The organism is Streptomyces sp. NPDC030862, assembly GCF_055571835.1.
In genome coordinates this window covers 1-16,276 of sequence record NZ_JBVIEN010000020.1, presented here as the reverse complement: position 1 = coordinate 16,276, position 16,276 = coordinate 1, and the positions used below count along the sequence as shown (strand labels likewise).

Sequence of the window (16,276 nt, the reverse complement as noted above, 5' to 3'; positions counted from 1 at the left end):
GGGCCCGGCTGGTGCGGGGCGACACGGTGGTGCGGAACGTCACGCTAGAAACTGAACCGCACTTGAGGTCAAGGAAGTCGTCTTCGACGATCAGGGCTCGGGCGCCGACGCCGTACACCGCCCCTACGACGACGCTCGTGGCAAACGCCGAGCAGTCAGCGGTGGGCGTACGCCCCGCGCGCCCTACCGCGCCTTCAGCACCGAAGCGACCAGCGGCCCCGCCGCGTCGCCGCCGTGGCCGCCCGACTGGACGACCGCCGCTGCCGCGAGGTCGTCGGCGTACCCGGTGAACCAGCTGTTGGAGGAGCCCTGGTTGTCCACCTCGGCCGAACCGGTCTTCGCGCCCTTGTCGTTCGTGCCGAGCCCGGACATCGCCCGCGCGCCGGTGCCGTTGGTCGCCGTCGCGTGCATCATGTCGCGCAGGGCGCTGGCGATGGAGCCGGGGAGGGGCCGGGCGGTGGCCGGTGCGCGGTCGAGCAGGTCGCGCGGGACGATGACCGGCTGCTTGAAGGAGCCGTTCTTCGCGGTGGCGGCGATCGAGGCGACGTTGAGGGCGTTCATCGTGATCTTGCCCTGGCCGATGTACGAGGCCGCCGTCTCGGCCCCCGCCGACTGCGGCACGCTGCCGTCGATGGAGCGGACGCCGGTGTTCCACTCCTCGCCGATGCCGAAGTACGTGCGGGCCGTGGTGCCCAGCGCCGTACCGGCGACGCCCTTGTCGTTCAGCGGCTTGACGGCCTTGATGAAGGCGGTGTTGCAGGAGCGGCGGAAGCTGTCCCGGAAGGTGCCGCCCTGGATGTCGAAGCCGTCCAGGTTGTGGAAGGGGACGCCGTCCCAGGTGATGTTCGCCGGGCACTCCACGCGGTCGCCGGGGCCGGAGACCACGCCCTGGTCCAGCATCATCGCCGCCGTCACGATCTTCATCGTCGAACCGGGCGCCTGGAGGCCGAGGAAGGCGGCGTTGAAGCCGTCCTTCCGGTTGTTGGCGACCGCCCGTATCTCACCGGTGCTCGGCTTGATCGCCACCACCGACGACTCGCCGTACCGCCGCACCGCCTGCTCGGCGGCGGCCTGCACGTCCGCGTCCAGCGTGGTCCGCAGCTCGCCCGGCTCGCCCTTGGCGAGCGTCAGCAGCGTCTCCTTCGCCGCGCCCTCGGCCGCGCCCCCGGCCGCCGGCTCGATCCACGTCTCCACGCCCGGCTTGCCGCCCGTCTCGGAGCCGTACTTCTCGCGCAGCTGGTCCAGGACCGGGCCGAGCGAGGGGTACGTCTCCCTCGTCAGCTCCCGGCCCTCGTGGTCGACGGCCTTCACCGGCGGGTCGGGCGCCTCGCCCGTCCGCAGGACCGCGTTTTTGGTGAGCTTCGGGTGGATGACCGCCGGCTGCCAGTCCACCAGCGGCCTGCCCGTCGTGACGCCCCGCACCACCGTCAGCTCGGAGGCGTACGTCCACCGCTTGGAGACGCCTTCGTACGTCACCGTCGCGTCGACCGTGAACGGCACCTTCGTACCGACCGCCTTGCCCGGCGTGATGACCGCCTGGGAGACGTGGGCCTCCTCGCGGAAACCCCGTACGGCCGGGGCCGCGGTGCCGGCGGCGTTGGTCAGCCCGCCCGCCGTGTCCGCGTCGCCCCCGGCCCACGCCGCCAGGAAGTCCTTCGCCGTCCGCTCCACCTCGTCGGCGGTGACCGGCCCGCTCCCGGCGCTCCGCGTCCCGGGGGCGGCCTTCGACGAGGACGCGGCCGTCGTCCCCATCACCCCGTTCCACAGGTTGTACGCGCCGTACCCGACGCCGCCCGCCACCACGGCGAACACACTGCCGACGACGGCTACCTTCGCTCCGCTGCGCATCCGTGCAGTCCCCCTCCGCCCCGTAAACGGCAGTAACGGTACGGGACGGTAGTGACAACGGTGCCAGTCGTTATCCGAACGGAACGTCAGCCCCGGCTCACACCCACGTATCCAGCCACATCCGGTCCCGCCACTCGTCCATCGGGATCGACTGCCCCGTGTACAGCGGCCAGAAGTAGATGAAGTTCCAGATGATCAGCAGCACCAGCACGCCCACCCCCACGGCCCCCAGCGTGCGCCGCCGCTCCGCCGAGCCGTCGTGGCCCGGCGGGCCCAGCATGGCCCCCGCCATCATCGCCACCGCCAGGCACAGGTACGGGACGAACACCACGGCGTAGAAGAGGAAGATCGTGCGGTGCTCGTAGTGCAGCCACGGCACCCACCCGGCGGCGAAGGCGCAGGCGATCGCGCCCGCGCGCCAGTCGCGGCGGAAGAGCCAGCGCCACAGGACGTACAGGACCGCGAAGCACGCCGCCCACCACAGCAGCGGCGTACCGATCGCCAGCACCTCGCGCGCGCACTTCTCCGTGGCGTCCGCGGGGCAGCCGGCCGTCCCCGGTGCCGGGTCCTCGTAGAAGTACGACACGGGCCGGCCCAGCACCATCCAGCTCCACGGGTTCGACTGGTACGTGTGCCCCGAGGTGAGCTGGATGTGGAAGTCGTAGACCTGCGTCTCGTAGTGCCACAGGCTGCGCCACCAGTCCGGGAACAGCCAGGACCACATGCTGTCCTTGCCGTCCTTCGTGGCCCAGTCCCGGAAGTAGCCCTTGCCCGTGAAGATCCAGCCTGACCAGGAGGCGATGTACGTCACGACCGCCACCGGCACCGTCGACACGAACGCCGGCAGCAGGTCGCGCCTCAGCACCGCCCCGTACGGCCGGAAGGCACCCGCCGTGCGGCGCGCGCCCACGTCCCACAGGACCGTCATCACACCGAACGCCGCCAGGAAGTACAGGCCGTTCCACTTCGTCGCGCACGCCAGCCCCAGCAGCACCCCGGCGCCGATCCGCCACGGCCGCCACCCCAGGCCCAGGGTCTCCGCGATCCGCACGTCCGGCCGGAGCACCCCGTCCGCATCGACCGGCAGGGCGGCGGCCAGCCGCGCCCGCGCCCGGTCCCGGTCGACCAGCAGGCAGCCGAAGGCCGCCAGCACGAAGAACATCACCACCAGGTCGAGCAGCGCCGCCCGGCTCATCACGAAGTGCAGCCCGTCCACCGCGAGCAGCGCGCCCGCCAGGCACCCGAGGAACGTCGACCGCGTCAGCCGCCGCCCGATCCGGCACAGCATCAGCACCGACAAGGTGCCGAGCAGCGCCACCATGAAGCGCCAGCCGAACGGGGTGAAGTCGAAGATCCACTCGCCGAGTCCGATGACCCACTTGCCGACCGGCGGGTGCACCACGTAGCCCGGTTCCGTCGGCACGATCACCGCATCGGGATTGGCCAGGATCGACTTGTCGACGTCCTTGGGCCAGGACCCTTCGTACCCCTGGTTGATCAGCGCCCAGGCGTCCTTGGCGTAGTACGTCTCGTCGAATATCACCGCGTGCGGCTGTCCCAGGTTCCAGAACCGCAGCACCCCCGCCACGAGCGCCACCAGCAGCGGCCCGCCCCACGCCGTCAGGCGCACCAGCCCGTCCGCCGTGGTGGGCGGCACCCCGAGGACCGTCCACATCCGGCCCGAGGGGCGCGTGTACGGGGGAACCAGCCGCTCCCGCAGGCCGGGCACCGGCCGCGGGGCGTAGCCGAAGCGGCGCAGGCGCCGTTGCCAGGAGGGCGGACTCCCGATGCCGTCGGCGCCCTGTGCGCGCAGGGCCTTCTGAGCAGTACTGGTCACCGCGCCATCGTAGGGAACGCGCCTGTGCGCGTCGCCTCTCCGGGCTGCGAGGATGGCACCTGTGACAGGAACGGGAACGGTAACCGGAACGCTCGTCCTCGCGGGGACCCCGATCGGTGACGTGGCGGACGCCCCGCCGCGGCTGGCCGCCGAGTTGGAGGGCGCCGACATCATCGCCGCCGAGGACACCCGGCGGCTGCGGCGGCTGACGCAGGCGCTCGGCGTGCACACGCGCGGCCGGGTCGTGTCGTACTTCGAGGGCAACGAGTCCGCCCGTACCCCCGAGCTGGTCGAGGCGCTCGCGGGCGGGGCGCGCGTGCTGCTGGTCACCGACGCGGGCATGCCGTCCGTCTCCGACCCCGGCTACCGGCTGGTCGCCGCCGCCGTCGAGCAGGACATCCGGGTGACCGCCGTGCCGGGCCCGTCCGCCGTGCTGACGGCGCTCGCGCTGTCCGGGCTGCCCGTGGACCGCTTCTGCTTCGAGGGCTTCCTGCCGCGCAAGGCCGGCGAGCGGCTCGGCCGGCTCCGCGAGGTCGCCGCCGAGCGGCGCACCCTCGTCTACTTCGAGGCCCCGCACCGCCTCGACGACACGCTCGCCGCGATGGCCGAGGTCTTCGGCCGGGAGCGGCGCGCCGCCGTCTGCCGCGAGCTGACCAAGACGTACGAGGAGGTCAAGCGCGGCGGCCTCGGCGCGCTGGCGGCGTGGGCCGCCGACGGCGTGCGCGGCGAGATCACCATCGTCGTGGAGGGCGCCCCGGAGCCCACGCCCGGCGACCTCGACGCGGAGGAGCTGGTGCGCCGGGTGCGGGCGCGCGAGGAGGCGGGGGAGCGGCGGAAAGAGGCCATCGCGGCGGTCGCCGCCGAGGCGGGCCTGCCCAAGCGGGAGGTGTTCGATGCCGTCGTGGCGGCAAAGAACGCGCCAGGCGGAAGCTCGGCCAAGCCCGCCGGAGAGTAAAGGACTATCGTAAAAAGCAAAGCCCCGACCGCTCGGCAGGCCTTTCGGCATGGGATGCCCCAAAGCCGGACCAATTTCCGGCAAGTGGCGATGCGCTCCCGCCCGTAAAGGCGTCCACTGGCAGCAGTGGAAAGGAGCCAGCATGAGCGAGACCACCAGCACTCCTCCCGTCGCCCACGAGGCGTACTCCTTCGCCTGTATGAAGTGCGGATACGGCTGGGAGCAGGCCTACGACATCGAGCACTACACGGACGCGAGCGGACATGAGTTCGTGGTCTACAGGGCCGAGGGGCGCCGCGTTCCCTCGCCGCTCTCCAACCCCACGTGCCCCAACTGCGAGTCGCACCGCGTCCGCATCATGCGGTCCGGGCGGGTGTCGTCGGTCCTGGACCTGATGGCGCAGGCGTACGAGACGACGGAGAAGCGGAAGGGGACCGGGGACACCGGGCAGGAGACCGAACCGGTCGCCCCCGCCGGGCCGACGGGCCAGAAGGCCGAGGAGCCGAAGACCGAGCGCGGCCCGGAGGAGCAGACGCGGCGCGAACCGCACCACTGGCACCTCGGCGACCTCCTGCGCCACTGGCACCGCAAGTAACCGGCTCCCGGGCGGCTCGTACGATCGGGGCATGAGTGCGAAGGATGCCCCGCCGCCGCTGCCCGAGCCCCTCGGGGTGCCGGTCGCCGATTCCCACACCCACCTCGACATGCAGTCCGGCACCGTGGAGGAGGCCCTCACCAAGGCCGCCGCCGTCGGGGTCGAGACCGTCGTGCAGGTGGGCTGCGACCTCAAGGGCTCCCGCTGGGCGGCGGAGACGGCCGCCGCGTACGACAACGTCTGGGCGGCCGTCGCCCTGCACCCCAACGAGGCCCCGCGGATCGTGCACGGTGATCCCGACGGTTGGTCCCGGCAGGGGGCCCGGGAAGGCGGCGGCGACGCGGCGCTCGACGACGCGCTCGCCGAGATCGACCGGCTCGCCGCCCTGCCCGAGGTCAAGGCGGTCGGCGAGACCGGCCTCGACTACTTCCGCACCGGCCCCGAGGGCATGGCCGCCCAGGAGCGCTCCTTCCGCGCCCACATCGAGATCGCCAAGCGCCACGGCAAGGCCCTCGTCATCCACGACCGCGAGGCCCACGCCGACGTCCTGCGCGTCCTCGCCGAGGAGGGCGCCCCCGAGCGGACCGTCTTCCACTGCTACTCCGGCGACGCCGACATGGCCCGTATCTGCGCCGACGCCGGGTACTACATGTCCTTCGCCGGAAACGTCACCTTCAAGAACGCCCAGCCGCTGCGCGACGCCCTCGCCGTCGCCCCGCTGGACCTGGTCCTGGTGGAGACGGACGCGCCCTTCCTGACGCCCGCGCCGTACCGCGGACGGCCCAACGCGCCGTATCTCGTTCCGATCACGGTCCGCGCGATGGCGGCCGTCAGGGGCATCGACGAGGAGGCCATGTCGACGGCGATCGGCGTCAACACGGCGCGCGCTTTTGGTTACTGAGGGATCACGGGCGCGGGGACCGGGCGCAGGGTAACGGTACGACCCTGCGTAGTCGAGCCGCTTTGGAGAGTGACGGACGCTCCGCTAGGGTCCCGGCCTCGTGAACGGATTCCGAGCGCCCTTCGAGCCCGCCCCTACGGGCCCGGCCCCGGTCCCTCCGCCCGCGCCCGCCCACCCCGGCGTGCCGCGCCAGGGAGCCGCGGCCGACCCGGAGGCCCCCACCCTGGCGGCGCTCCCCCAGGCCCCGGCCCCGGCGCCCTCGGTCGGCCGCGCGGCCGCCCGCCGGGCACGGCAGGGGCGGCACGGCGGCGCCCAGGAAGAGGCCCCGACCGCCCCGGGGCCCGAGTCCCGGGTGGCTTTCGTCGCGGGCACCGCCGCCGCGGGCACCGTTACTACCGCCCCCGCCCTCCACGGCGGGCGCGCCGAAGCCCGGCGGGCGCGGCGGGGCGGCGCCCGCGCCGCGTGGCACGGGCCCGCGCCCGACGGAGTGTGGCGCCTCGTCCCCCAGGCGCTCGTCGTGGCGTTCCTCGCCGGCGGCACCAGCGCCTTCGTCGCCAGCGACAAGGTCGTACGCCTCTCCGTCGACGGCGTACCGCGCACCCTGCACACCTTCGCCGACGACGTCTCCGAGCTCCTCGCCGACGAGGGCCTGCGCGTCGGCGCGCACGACGTCGTCGCCCCCGCGCCGGGCGCCGAGCTCGGCAACGGCGACGAGGTGGTCGTCCGGTACGGCCGCCCCCTCGCCCTCACCCTCGACGGCCGCAGCCGCCGCGTCTGGACCACCGCCCGCACTGTCGAGGAGGCGCTGCGCCAGTTCGGGGTGCGGGCGGAGGGCGCCTACCTGTCCGTCTCCCGCACCGCTGGGATCCCCCGCCGCGGCCTGACCCTGGACGTCCGGACGGAACGGACGGTGACGTTCCTCGCCGACGGCCGCGAACGCACCATCCGCACCAACGCCGCCACCGTCCGCGAGGCGGTGGAGCAGGCCGGCATCGTCCTCAGCGGCGAGGACACCACCTCCGTGGAGCCCGGCAGCTTCCCGCGCGACGGGCAGACGATCACCGTCCTGCGGATCACCGGCTCCCAGGAGGTGCGCGAGCAGTCCATCCCGTACGCCGTGGAACGGGTCCGCGACCCGTCCCTGCACGTGGGTACCGAGGTGGTGGAGCGGCAGGGCCGCCCGGGCGCCCGCCGCGTCACCTACGCCGTCCGCACGGTCAACGGCGTGCGCCAGCGGCCCCGGAAGATCGCCGACGAGGTCGTACGCGAGCCGGTCACGCAACGGGTGCTGGTCGGTACGAAGCCGATGCCGACCTCCGTCGCCGGAGCCGACCACCTCGACTGGGCCGCCCTCGCCCAGTGCGAGTCCGGCGGCCGCCCGGACGCCGTCGACGCCTCCGGGACCTACGGCGGGCTGTACCAGTTCGACCCCGGCACCTGGCAGCGGCTCGGCGGCCGCGGCGTTCCGCAGGACGCCCCCGCCTCGGAACAGACATACCGGGCGAAGAAGCTCTACGTGCAGCAGGGGTCGAGTCCGTGGCCGCACTGCGGCCGTAGGCTGTATCGGTGAGCACCACTGATCCCGACGCCCTCCTCGGCCCCGCCGACATCCGCGAACTGGCCGCCGCGCTGGGCGTACGCCCCACCAAGCAGCGCGGCCAGAACTTCGTCATCGACGCCAACACGGTCCGCCGGATCGTCCGGACGGCCGAGGTGCGCCCCGAGGACGTCGTCGTGGAGGTCGGACCCGGCCTCGGCTCGCTGACGCTGGCGCTGCTGGAGGCGGCGGACCGGGTCGTCGCCGTCGAGATCGACGACGTGCTGGCGGCCGCCCTGCCGTCGACCGTCGCCGCCCGCATGCCCGCGAAGAAGGACCGCTTCACGCTCGTCCACTCCGACGCGATGCACGTGCGGGAGCTGCCCGGCCCGGCGCCGACCGCGCTCGTCGCGAACCTGCCGTACAACGTCGCCGTGCCCGTCCTGCTGCACATGCTCGACCGCTTCCCGACCATCGACCGGACCCTGGTCATGGTCCAGGCGGAGGTCGCCGACCGGCTCGCCGCGCGCCCCGGCAACAAGGTGTACGGCGTGCCGTCGGTCAAGGCCAACTGGTACGCCGAGGTCAAGCGCGCCGGCGCCATCGGCCGCAACGTCTTCTGGCCCGCGCCGAACGTCGACTCCGGCCTCGTCTCGCTCGTCCGCCGCACCGAGCCGGTCAAGACCACGGCGACGAAGGAAGAGGTCTTCGCGGTCGTCGACGCGGCCTTCGCCCAGCGCCGCAAGACCCTGCGGGCCGCGCTCGCCGGCTGGGCCGGCTCGCCCGCCGCCGCCGAGGCCGCCCTGGTGGCCGCCGGCATCTCGCCGCAGGCGCGCGGCGAGGCCCTCACCGTGGAAGAGTTCGCCCGCATCGCGGAGGCCAAGACAGCGGAGGCCAAGACAGCGTGACCGAGAGCATCACCGTACGCGTCCCGGCGAAGGTCAACGTCCAGCTGGCGGTCGGCCCGGCCCGGCCCGACGGCTTCCACGACCTCGCCAACGTCTTCCTCGCCGTCTCCCTGTACGACGAGGTCACCGTCACCCCCGCCGACGCGCTGCGCATCACCTGCTCGGGCCCGGACGCCGGCCAGGTGCCGCTGGACGCGACCAACCTGGCCGCCCGCGCCGCCCTCGCCCTCGCCGCGCGCCGGGGCATCCCCGCGAACGTCCACCTCCACATCGCCAAGGACATCCCCGTCGCCGGTGGCATGGCGGGCGGCAGCGCCGACGGCGCGGGCGCGCTGCTCGCCTGCGACGCCCTGTGGGGCACCGGGGCCACCCGCGGGGAACTCCTCGACATCTGCGCCGAGCTCGGCAGCGACGTGCCGTTCTCGCTGATCGGCGGCGCCGCGCTCGGCACCGGCCGGGGCGAGCGCCTGGAGCCGCTGGAGGTCGGCGGCACCTTCCACTGGGTGTTCGCCGTCGCGGACGGCGGCCTGTCGACACCGGCGGTGTACGGGGAGTTCGACCGGCTCGTGGAGGGCACGGACGTCCCCGCCCCGGCCGCCTCGTCCGACCTGCTGGAGGCCCTGCGCACCGGCGACGCCACCGCCCTCGCGGCCGCCCTCGCCAACGACCTCCAGCCCGCCGCGCTCTCCCTGCGCCCTTCCCTCGCCGCCACCCTCGCGGCGGGCACGGACGCGGGCGCCCTCGCGGGCCTGGTCTCCGGCTCCGGCCCGACGACCGCGTTCCTGGCCAAGGACGCGGACGCGGCGGCCGCTATCGCCGACGCCCTGCTCGCCTCCGGCACCTGCCGCACGGCCCGGGTGGCGACGTCGCCCGCGCCGGGGGCGACGGTGGTGTGAGGACTGGGGCCTCAATGAGGCCCTCAGTCCTGTAGGCGCTCGTCGTCGATGCCCACTGGCCCGACCAGCGGCCCGACCAGCGGGCCAGCCGGTCAGCCGGCCAGGGCGACCGACGTCTTCGCCAGCTCGTACGCCGGGAGCATCGCCTCGTGCTCCTCGGCGTCCAGGCCGCCCAGGTGCACGACCACCGGGCCGCCCGGGGTCGCCACCGCGAAGGCGCGCTCCGGCTTCGACTCGTCGAGCAGCTCGCTGGTGTACGTGTACGTGACCTCCACCGCCGGCAGGGCGCCCGCCTTCGTCTCGCTGTACCGCGCCTTGCTCGCGCCCTTGTCGGCGGTCACGAACGCCTCCAGGGTCGCGCGCGCGGACGCGCCCTTCTCGGTGCCGGTCCAGACGCGCAGGAAGCCGATGTTCCCGGCGGGCTTGGCGTCCACCTCGCAGACCGTCGTGACCGGGCCCTGGCGGATGAGCTCGGCGAAGTCCGGGTCCTCCGGGGGCGTCACCTTCTTCGCCTTCCAGTCCTTCGCGATGTCGAACGACACGGGCAGCACGCACGGCGACCCCGCGCCACCGAGGGTCGCGCCCTTGACGGCGGCGGCAGCGGACGCGCCGGCGGACGCGGCCGTCGACGGCTCGGCGGAAGCGGCGGCCGACGCCGAGGCCTGCGGCTTCTTGTCGCCCGTCTCCTCCGGCTTCTCCGGGTCGGACGAACACCCGCTCAGCAGCAGCCCCGCCACCGCCACCGCGACCGCCGGAACCGCGCCCCGCACCACGTACCGCCCCATGACCATCCCCACCCCGAGCTCGAACGAACGAACGCGCACGCTACCGCACGGGTGCCGGGCAGCCGATCGCTTGATCGGTTACCGGACGCTGCCGCCCCGCCCGCGGCGGCTACCCTGGTAGGTCGGCCCGTCCCCCCGTACAGGAGTGAAATGGCAGTCAACCTCGTCAATGTCGAGGCAGTCAGCAAGGTGTACGGCACCCGTGCCCTGCTGGACGGTGTGTCCCTCGGCGTCTCCGAGGGGGACCGGATCGGTGTCGTCGGGCGCAACGGGGACGGCAAGACCACCCTCATCCGGATGATCGCCAAGCTGGAGGAGGCCGACACCGGCCGCGTCACGCACAGCGGCGGGCTCCGCCTCGGCGTGCTTACGCAGCACGACTCGCTCGACCCGGCCGCCACCATCCGGCACGAGGTCATCGGCGACCTCGCCGACCACGAGTGGGCCGGCAGCGCCAAGATCCGCGACGTGCTCACCGGGCTGTTCGGCGGGCTCGACCTGCCCGGTTTCCCCCAGGGCCTCGACACCGTCATCGGGCCGCTCTCCGGCGGCGAGCGGCGGCGCATCGCGCTCGCCAAGCTGCTCATCGCCGAGCAGGACCTCATCGTCCTCGACGAGCCGACCAACCACCTCGACGTCGAGGGCATCGCCTGGCTCGCCCAGCACCTGCGGGCCCGCCGCTCCGCGCTCGTCTGCGTCACCCACGACCGGTGGTTCCTCGACCAGGTCTGCACGCGCATGTGGGACGTGCAGCGCGGTGCGGTGCACGAGTACGAGGGCGGCTACTCCGACTACGTCTTCGCGCGCGCCGAGCGCGAGCGCATCGCCGCCACCGAGGAGGTCAAGCGGCAGAACCTGATGCGCAAGGAGCTGGCCTGGCTGCGGCGCGGCGCCCCGGCGCGCACCTCCAAGCCGCGGTTCCGCATCGAGGCGGCGAACGCGCTCATCGCCGACGTACCGCCGCCGCGCGACACCAGCGAGCTGATGAAGTTCGCCAACGCCCGGCTCGGCAAGACCGTCTTCGACCTGGAGGACGTGACCGTCACCGCCGGGCCCAAGATGCTGCTCAAGCACCTGACCTGGCAGCTCGGCCCCGGCGACCGCATCGGCCTGGTCGGCGTCAACGGCGCCGGCAAGACCTCCCTGCTGCGCGCCCTCGCCGAGGCCGCCACCACCCAGGGCGAGAAGCAGCCGGCCGGCGGGCGGATCGTCGTCGGCAAGACGGTACGCCTCGCGTACCTGTCGCAGGACGTCGCCGAACTGCCGCCGACGCTGCGCGTGCTGGAGGCCGTCCAGCAGATCCGCGACCGCGTCGACCTCGGCAAGGGCCGGGAGATGACCGCGGGGCAGCTGTGCGAGCAGTTCGGCTTCACCAAGGAGAAGCAGTGGACGCCCGTCGGCGACCTCTCCGGCGGTGAGCGCCGCCGCCTCCAGCTGCTGCGGCTGCTGATGGACGAGCCGAACGTCCTCTTCCTCGACGAGCCGACGAACGACCTCGACATCGAGACCCTCACCCAGCTCGAGGACCTCCTCGACGGCTGGCCCGGCTCGATGGTCGTCATCTCCCACGACCGGTTCTTCATCGAGCGCACGACGGACAAGACGTTCGCGCTCCTCGGCGACGCCACGCTGCGCATGCTGCCGCGCGGTATCGACGAGTACCTGGAGCGGCGCCAGAAGATGATCGAGACGGCCGCCCCGGCACCGGCCGCCGCGGCCGCGTCCGCGCCGGCGCCCGCGAAGGAGAAGTCGGCGGGCGACTCCCGCGCGGCCAAGAAGGAGCTGCAGAAGATCGAGCGCCAGCTCGACAAGGTCTCCGAGAAGGAGGGCAAGCTCCACGCCCAGATCGCCGAAAACGCCACGGACTTCGAGAAGGTGGCGAAACTGGACGCGGAGCTGAGGGAACTGGCCGCACAGCGCGAGGACTTGGAGATGCGCTGGCTGGAACTCGCCGAGGACGCCTGACCTCAGAGGGACGTGGCGAAGGCGTGGAGAGCGGATAACGAGGGCATCACGGGCCGGTCCTCCCTTGGGAACAGGGGCGGACCGGCCCGTTCGCCGTCATGGCCGAGTGATAGAAAGAAACCCCGCTCGACTCACGTAACACTGCGGAATCCGTGTCCGATTCGCTCCATTCCGGCGGTACGCGTGCGCGTACGTGCGACGCCCCGGAATCGCGGGGGAGGCCGGTCGGTCACCGGACCGCACGAAGGGGGAAGCGCTGATGACTCAGCCGCCCAGCCAGCAACCGCCGCAGGGGGGCGGCTTCGGGTCTCCGCAGGACCCGCAGCAGGGATTCCCTCAGCCTCCCGGCCAGCCGCCGGCGCCGCCGGCCCAGCCGCCGATGCCGCCGCCGGCCCAGCCGCCCATGCCGCCGTCGCAGCCCCCGGCCGGCCCGCCGCCCGCCGCCCCGCCGCAGGGCCCCCAGCCCGGTTACGGCTACCCCCAGCAGCCGGGCCCGTACGCCCCCCAGCCCGGCCCCTACGGCGCCCAGCCGGGCCCCTACGGCCAGCCGCAGCCCGGCGCCTACGGCGGCTACCCGGGGCAGCCGCAGTACCCCGGCGCGCCCGCGCCCGGGCCCGCCGGCGGCGGACGCAACCCCTTCAAGGGCAAGCCCGGCGTCATCATCGGCGCCGCCGTGGCCGCCCTCCTCGTCATCGGCGGCGGCACCTGGTTCGCCCTGAGCGGCGACGACACCGACCCCAAGAAGTCCGACGCCAAGGGCTCCAGCGCCGCGCCCGCCCCCACCGGCTCCGGTGAGGTCGACAAGGGCGACGGCAGCGGCGGCGGCCGCGACGCCGGGGACGACCTCAACGCCGGGCGCAAGGACGGCGAGGCCAAGGTCGCCTGGCTCGGCACCAACGACGTCGACCTCCCGCGCAACGGCGCGGACGTGTACGGCCCCTGGGTCGTCGGCGACACCCTCGTCAAGGCCATGTACAAGAGCGTCGCCGGCTACTCGGTCGCCGACGGCAAGAAGAAGTGGGAGGTGCCGTTCACCACCGAGGTGTGCGCCGCCCCCGTCGCGCCCGCCGCCAACGGCACCATCGTCATCGGCGTCAAGGACGGCAACGGCGACCGGGCCGACTGCCTCCAGCTCCAGCAGATCGACCTCAAGACCGGCAAGGCGGGCTGGAAGCAGACCATCGCCAAGGGCACCGGCTTCAGCGCGCTCTCCGACGTCACGCTCGCCATCAGCGGCACCACCGTGACCGCCGCCGGCACCAACAACTCCTACGGCTACTCCCTCACCGACGGCAAGCAGCTCTTCGGCAAGCCGTCCGGCGGCTGCCAGCCGTACGCCTTCGCCGGCGGCCCCAAGCTCATCGCCGCCGCCAGCTGCCCCACCGGCGACTACGAGAAGCAGCAGCACCAGATCAGCGAGGTCGACCCGGCGACCGGCAAGCCCAAGTGGTCGTACAAGCTGGCCCCCAACTGGGAGGTCGACAAGGTCTACTCCGTCAGCCCGCTGGTCGTCTCGGCGACCCAGCGCAAGGAGAAGAAGTGGTCCGTCTTCGCGCTGACGGACACCGGCAAGCTCCGCTCCACCCTCGACGGCGGCAAGGACAAGTTCGAGATCAACTGCGGCGGCAGCTTCATCGTCTTCGGCCAGAACCTGGAGGGCTGCGTCGGCGTCGCCGCCGACGCCTCCACCTTCTACATGGCCACCGCGCCCACCTCGGTCACCGACGGCACCAATGACGTGGTGGCGTTCGACCTCGACACGGGCAAGGCCAAGTGGCGCTCCTCGGCGGGCCCGAAGAAGACCATGACGCCGCTGCGCATGGAGGGCGGCAACGTGCTGCTCTACATGGAGGGCTCCTGGGACCGGGGCGGCGCGGTCGCCACGCTCGCGCCGACCGGCGGCAAGCCCGCGGTGCTGCTCCAGCACCCGCAGTCGACGGCCCAGATCGAGCGGTCCTTCTTCGACGCGCAGTACGCCTACGCCGACGGCCGGTTCTTCATCGTCAGCGGTCGCGTGAGCGCGAGCAACGACGAACAGGAGAAGCAGACCAAGACGATGATGGCCTTCTCCAAGTGACGCACCAGCAGCAGGGCCCGAACCGGACCCCAGAGGGACCCACACCATGACGCAGCCGCCCCCGCCGCCACCGAACCAACCGCCGGGCCCCCCGCCGGGCCAGCCGCCCCAGGGCGGTTTCGGCGCCCCCACCCCGCCGCCGCCGAACCCCGGCTACGGCTACCCCCAGGCTCCGGGTCAGGCCCCCGGCTACGGCTACCCCCAGGCCCCGGGCCAGCCCCCCGGCTACGGCTACCCCCAGGCCCCCGGGCAGGCCCCCGGCCAGGTCCCGGGCCAGGTCCCGGGCCAGCAGCCGTACGGCTACGGCTACCCGACCGCCCCCGTGCACCAGCAGCCGCCGCTGCCCCCGCAGGGCGGCAGGAAGCCGTCCACGCAGCTGCGGATCATCATCGCCGCGGCCGTCGCCGTGGCCCTGATCATCGCGGGCGGCATCTGGTACGCGAGCACCAGCGGTGACGAGGGCGGCAAGGGCGACGAGGCGAAGGGCGCCACCGCCGGCGCCACCGCCGGAGGGGGCGGCGGTGACGGCGGCGGCAAGGCGCCCGACGGGCCGGGCAAGGAGACGGTGCCCGCCAACATCCGCTCCAAGGTGGCCTTCCAGATGCCGCACCCCAAGGTCCCGGACGTGACGACCGTGGCCGGTTCCTGGACCACCGACAAGGCGTACGTGAAGTCGGGCATCGACTCGGTCGTCGGGTACGACCTCGACAAGGGCACCCCGCTGTGGACCCTCCCCCTGCCCGGCCAGGTCTGCGCGGCGTCCCGCCACGTCCAGGACAACAAGACGGCGATCGCCTTCGAGGCCACCAAGCGCGTCGCCCCGAAGTACTACCAGCCGTGCACCGAGGTCGGCGTCATCGACCTGACCACGGGCAAGCTGCTGTGGAGCAAGTCCGCGGCCGGCATCGGCAACGGGCCCAAGATCCGGTTCAGCGAGGTCACCGTCGGCGCCGGCGCGGTCGCCGCGGGCGGCACGGACGGCGGCGGCGCCTGGGACCTGGCCACCGGCAAGGAGCTCTGGAAGCCCCAGATCAACGCCGAGCAGTGCTACGACATGGGGTACGGCGGCGGCGCGGCCCTCGTCGCGGCCCGCAAGTGCGGCCCGCGCAACCAGCAGTACGTGCTGATCCAGAACCTCGACCCGAAGACCGGGAAGCCGCTCGCGCAGTTCAAGATGCCGGACGGGGTGGAGTACGCGAGCATCGTCTCCACCAAGCCGCTGGTCGTCGCGGCCGACGTCGGCGACACCGCCGGTGACGGCTCCGGGATCTCCGACCTCTTCTCCATCGACGAGAAGACCGGCAAGCTCAAGGCCAAGATCGCCGTGGACGCCGAGCGGTTCGCCGGCGACTGCGACTCGACGCTGGTCGAGGCGTGCAGCAAGGTCGTCGTCGGCAACGGCCGCGTCTACCTCCCCACCGAGGACCACGAGGGCGCGGGCGAGGGCTACGGCCAGACCAACGAGATCGTCTCCTTCGACCTCACCACCGGCAAGCCCACCAGCGACAAGGCCGAGGCGGGCGACCGCTACTCGGTGTTCCCGCTGCGCATGGACGGCGGCAACATCATCGCGTACAAGGAACCGCCCTACGACAAGGGCGGCCAGATCGTCAGCATCGACGGCTCCACCTTCAAGCAGACGGTGCTGATGGAGAACCCGGCCGACGAAGCGGTGCGCGACGCCGAGTCGAGCTTCTCGCTCGACCACGCGGAGATCCGCTACACCGCCGGACGGCTGTTCATCTCGGAGCGGATGATCTCCGAACCGAGCAGCTCCTCCGTCGACGACAAGCAGTACTTCGTGCTGGCGTACACCACGCACTGACGCCCGCCCGCCCCTGGGGCGGGTCCGTCATCCGGCCCGGGAAACCGCACAAACAAAAGGACAGGACGGCCACCCAAAAAAACCCCAACCACCCCCCCCCACCCAAAACCCCGCCCCCCCAAGGGGTTCTTGCAAAAAAAGGGGGAG

At 72.9% G+C, this 16,276-nt stretch carries 12 protein-coding genes; 9 read left to right on the top strand and 3 right to left on the bottom strand.

Annotated features, from left to right (window positions below; all coding sequences use genetic code 11):
* Positions 1-183 precede the first annotated feature (183 nt).
* Together ACZ42X_RS32735 and ACZ42X_RS32730 are read right to left on the bottom strand one after the other, a co-directional pair.
* Positions 184-1,848 (bottom strand): penicillin-binding transpeptidase domain-containing protein, encoded by a 1,665-nt coding sequence (locus ACZ42X_RS32735; RefSeq protein WP_468297915.1) that lies wholly within the window; start codon positions 1,846-1,848, stop codon positions 184-186.
* Between the two features lie 97 nt (positions 1,849-1,945).
* The gene (locus ACZ42X_RS32730) at positions 1,946-3,685 is read right to left on the bottom strand and encodes a dolichyl-phosphate-mannose--protein mannosyltransferase (protein WP_468297912.1); all 1,740 of its coding nucleotides are present in this window, start codon (positions 3,683-3,685) and stop codon (positions 1,946-1,948) included.
* Positions 3,686-3,737: 52 nt separating this feature from the next.
* Between ACZ42X_RS32730 and rsmI the strand changes: the two genes are divergently transcribed.
* The 6 genes from rsmI (at position 3,738) to ACZ42X_RS32700 (ending at position 9,477) form a co-directional block, all read left to right on the top strand.
* Positions 3,738-4,640 (top strand): 16S rRNA (cytidine(1402)-2'-O)-methyltransferase, encoded by a 903-nt coding sequence (gene rsmI, locus ACZ42X_RS32725; RefSeq protein WP_468297909.1) that lies wholly within the window; start codon positions 3,738-3,740, stop codon positions 4,638-4,640.
* 142 nt (positions 4,641-4,782) lie between these two features.
* A complete protein-coding gene (locus ACZ42X_RS32720) occupies positions 4,783-5,235 on the top strand; it encodes a hypothetical protein (protein ID WP_468297906.1) in 453 nt (150 codons plus the stop codon).
* A gap of 31 nt (positions 5,236-5,266) precedes the next feature.
* A complete protein-coding gene (locus ACZ42X_RS32715) occupies positions 5,267-6,136 on the top strand; it encodes a TatD family hydrolase (protein ID WP_468297904.1) in 870 nt (289 codons plus the stop codon).
* Between the two features lie 352 nt (positions 6,137-6,488).
* Positions 6,489-7,706 (top strand): ubiquitin-like domain-containing protein, encoded by a 1,218-nt coding sequence (locus ACZ42X_RS32710; protein WP_468297901.1) that lies wholly within the window; start codon positions 6,489-6,491, stop codon positions 7,704-7,706.
* The gene (rsmA, locus tag ACZ42X_RS32705) at positions 7,703-8,581 is read left to right on the top strand and encodes a 16S rRNA (adenine(1518)-N(6)/adenine(1519)-N(6))-dimethyltransferase RsmA (RefSeq protein ID WP_468297898.1); all 879 of its coding nucleotides are present in this window, start codon (positions 7,703-7,705) and stop codon (positions 8,579-8,581) included. Before ACZ42X_RS32710 ends, rsmA begins: the two co-directional genes overlap by 4 nt.
* On the top strand, positions 8,578-9,477 hold the full coding sequence (locus ACZ42X_RS32700; RefSeq protein WP_468297895.1) for a 4-(cytidine 5'-diphospho)-2-C-methyl-D-erythritol kinase: 900 nt from the start codon (positions 8,578-8,580) through the stop codon (positions 9,475-9,477). Before rsmA ends, ACZ42X_RS32700 begins: the two co-directional genes overlap by 4 nt.
* 92 nt (positions 9,478-9,569) lie before the next feature.
* Here the strand turns inward: ACZ42X_RS32700 and ACZ42X_RS32695 are convergent, their stop codons facing one another.
* Positions 9,570-10,268 (bottom strand): lipoprotein, encoded by a 699-nt coding sequence (locus ACZ42X_RS32695; RefSeq protein ID WP_468297947.1) that lies wholly within the window; start codon positions 10,266-10,268, stop codon positions 9,570-9,572.
* A 144-nt stretch (positions 10,269-10,412) separates the two neighbouring features.
* Here ACZ42X_RS32695 and ACZ42X_RS32690 point away from each other — a divergent pair, with 144 nt between their 5' ends.
* The 3 genes from ACZ42X_RS32690 to ACZ42X_RS32680 all read left to right on the top strand — a co-directional run bounded on the left by ACZ42X_RS32690 (position 10,413) and on the right by ACZ42X_RS32680 (position 16,129).
* Entirely contained in the window at positions 10,413-12,227 is a 1,815-nt protein-coding gene (locus ACZ42X_RS32690) for an ABC-F family ATP-binding cassette domain-containing protein (protein WP_468297893.1), read from the top strand.
* A 259-nt stretch (positions 12,228-12,486) separates the two neighbouring features.
* Complete coding sequence (locus tag ACZ42X_RS32685) at positions 12,487-14,304, top strand: outer membrane protein assembly factor BamB family protein (protein WP_468297890.1); 1,818 nt, start codon at positions 12,487-12,489, stop codon at positions 14,302-14,304.
* A 46-nt stretch (positions 14,305-14,350) separates the two neighbouring features.
* Positions 14,351-16,129 carry an outer membrane protein assembly factor BamB family protein gene (locus ACZ42X_RS32680; RefSeq protein WP_468297887.1) on the top strand — a complete coding sequence of 593 codons (1,779 nt, stop codon included), beginning with the start codon at positions 14,351-14,353 and terminating at the stop codon, positions 16,127-16,129.
* Positions 16,130-16,276: the final 147 nt, after the last annotated feature.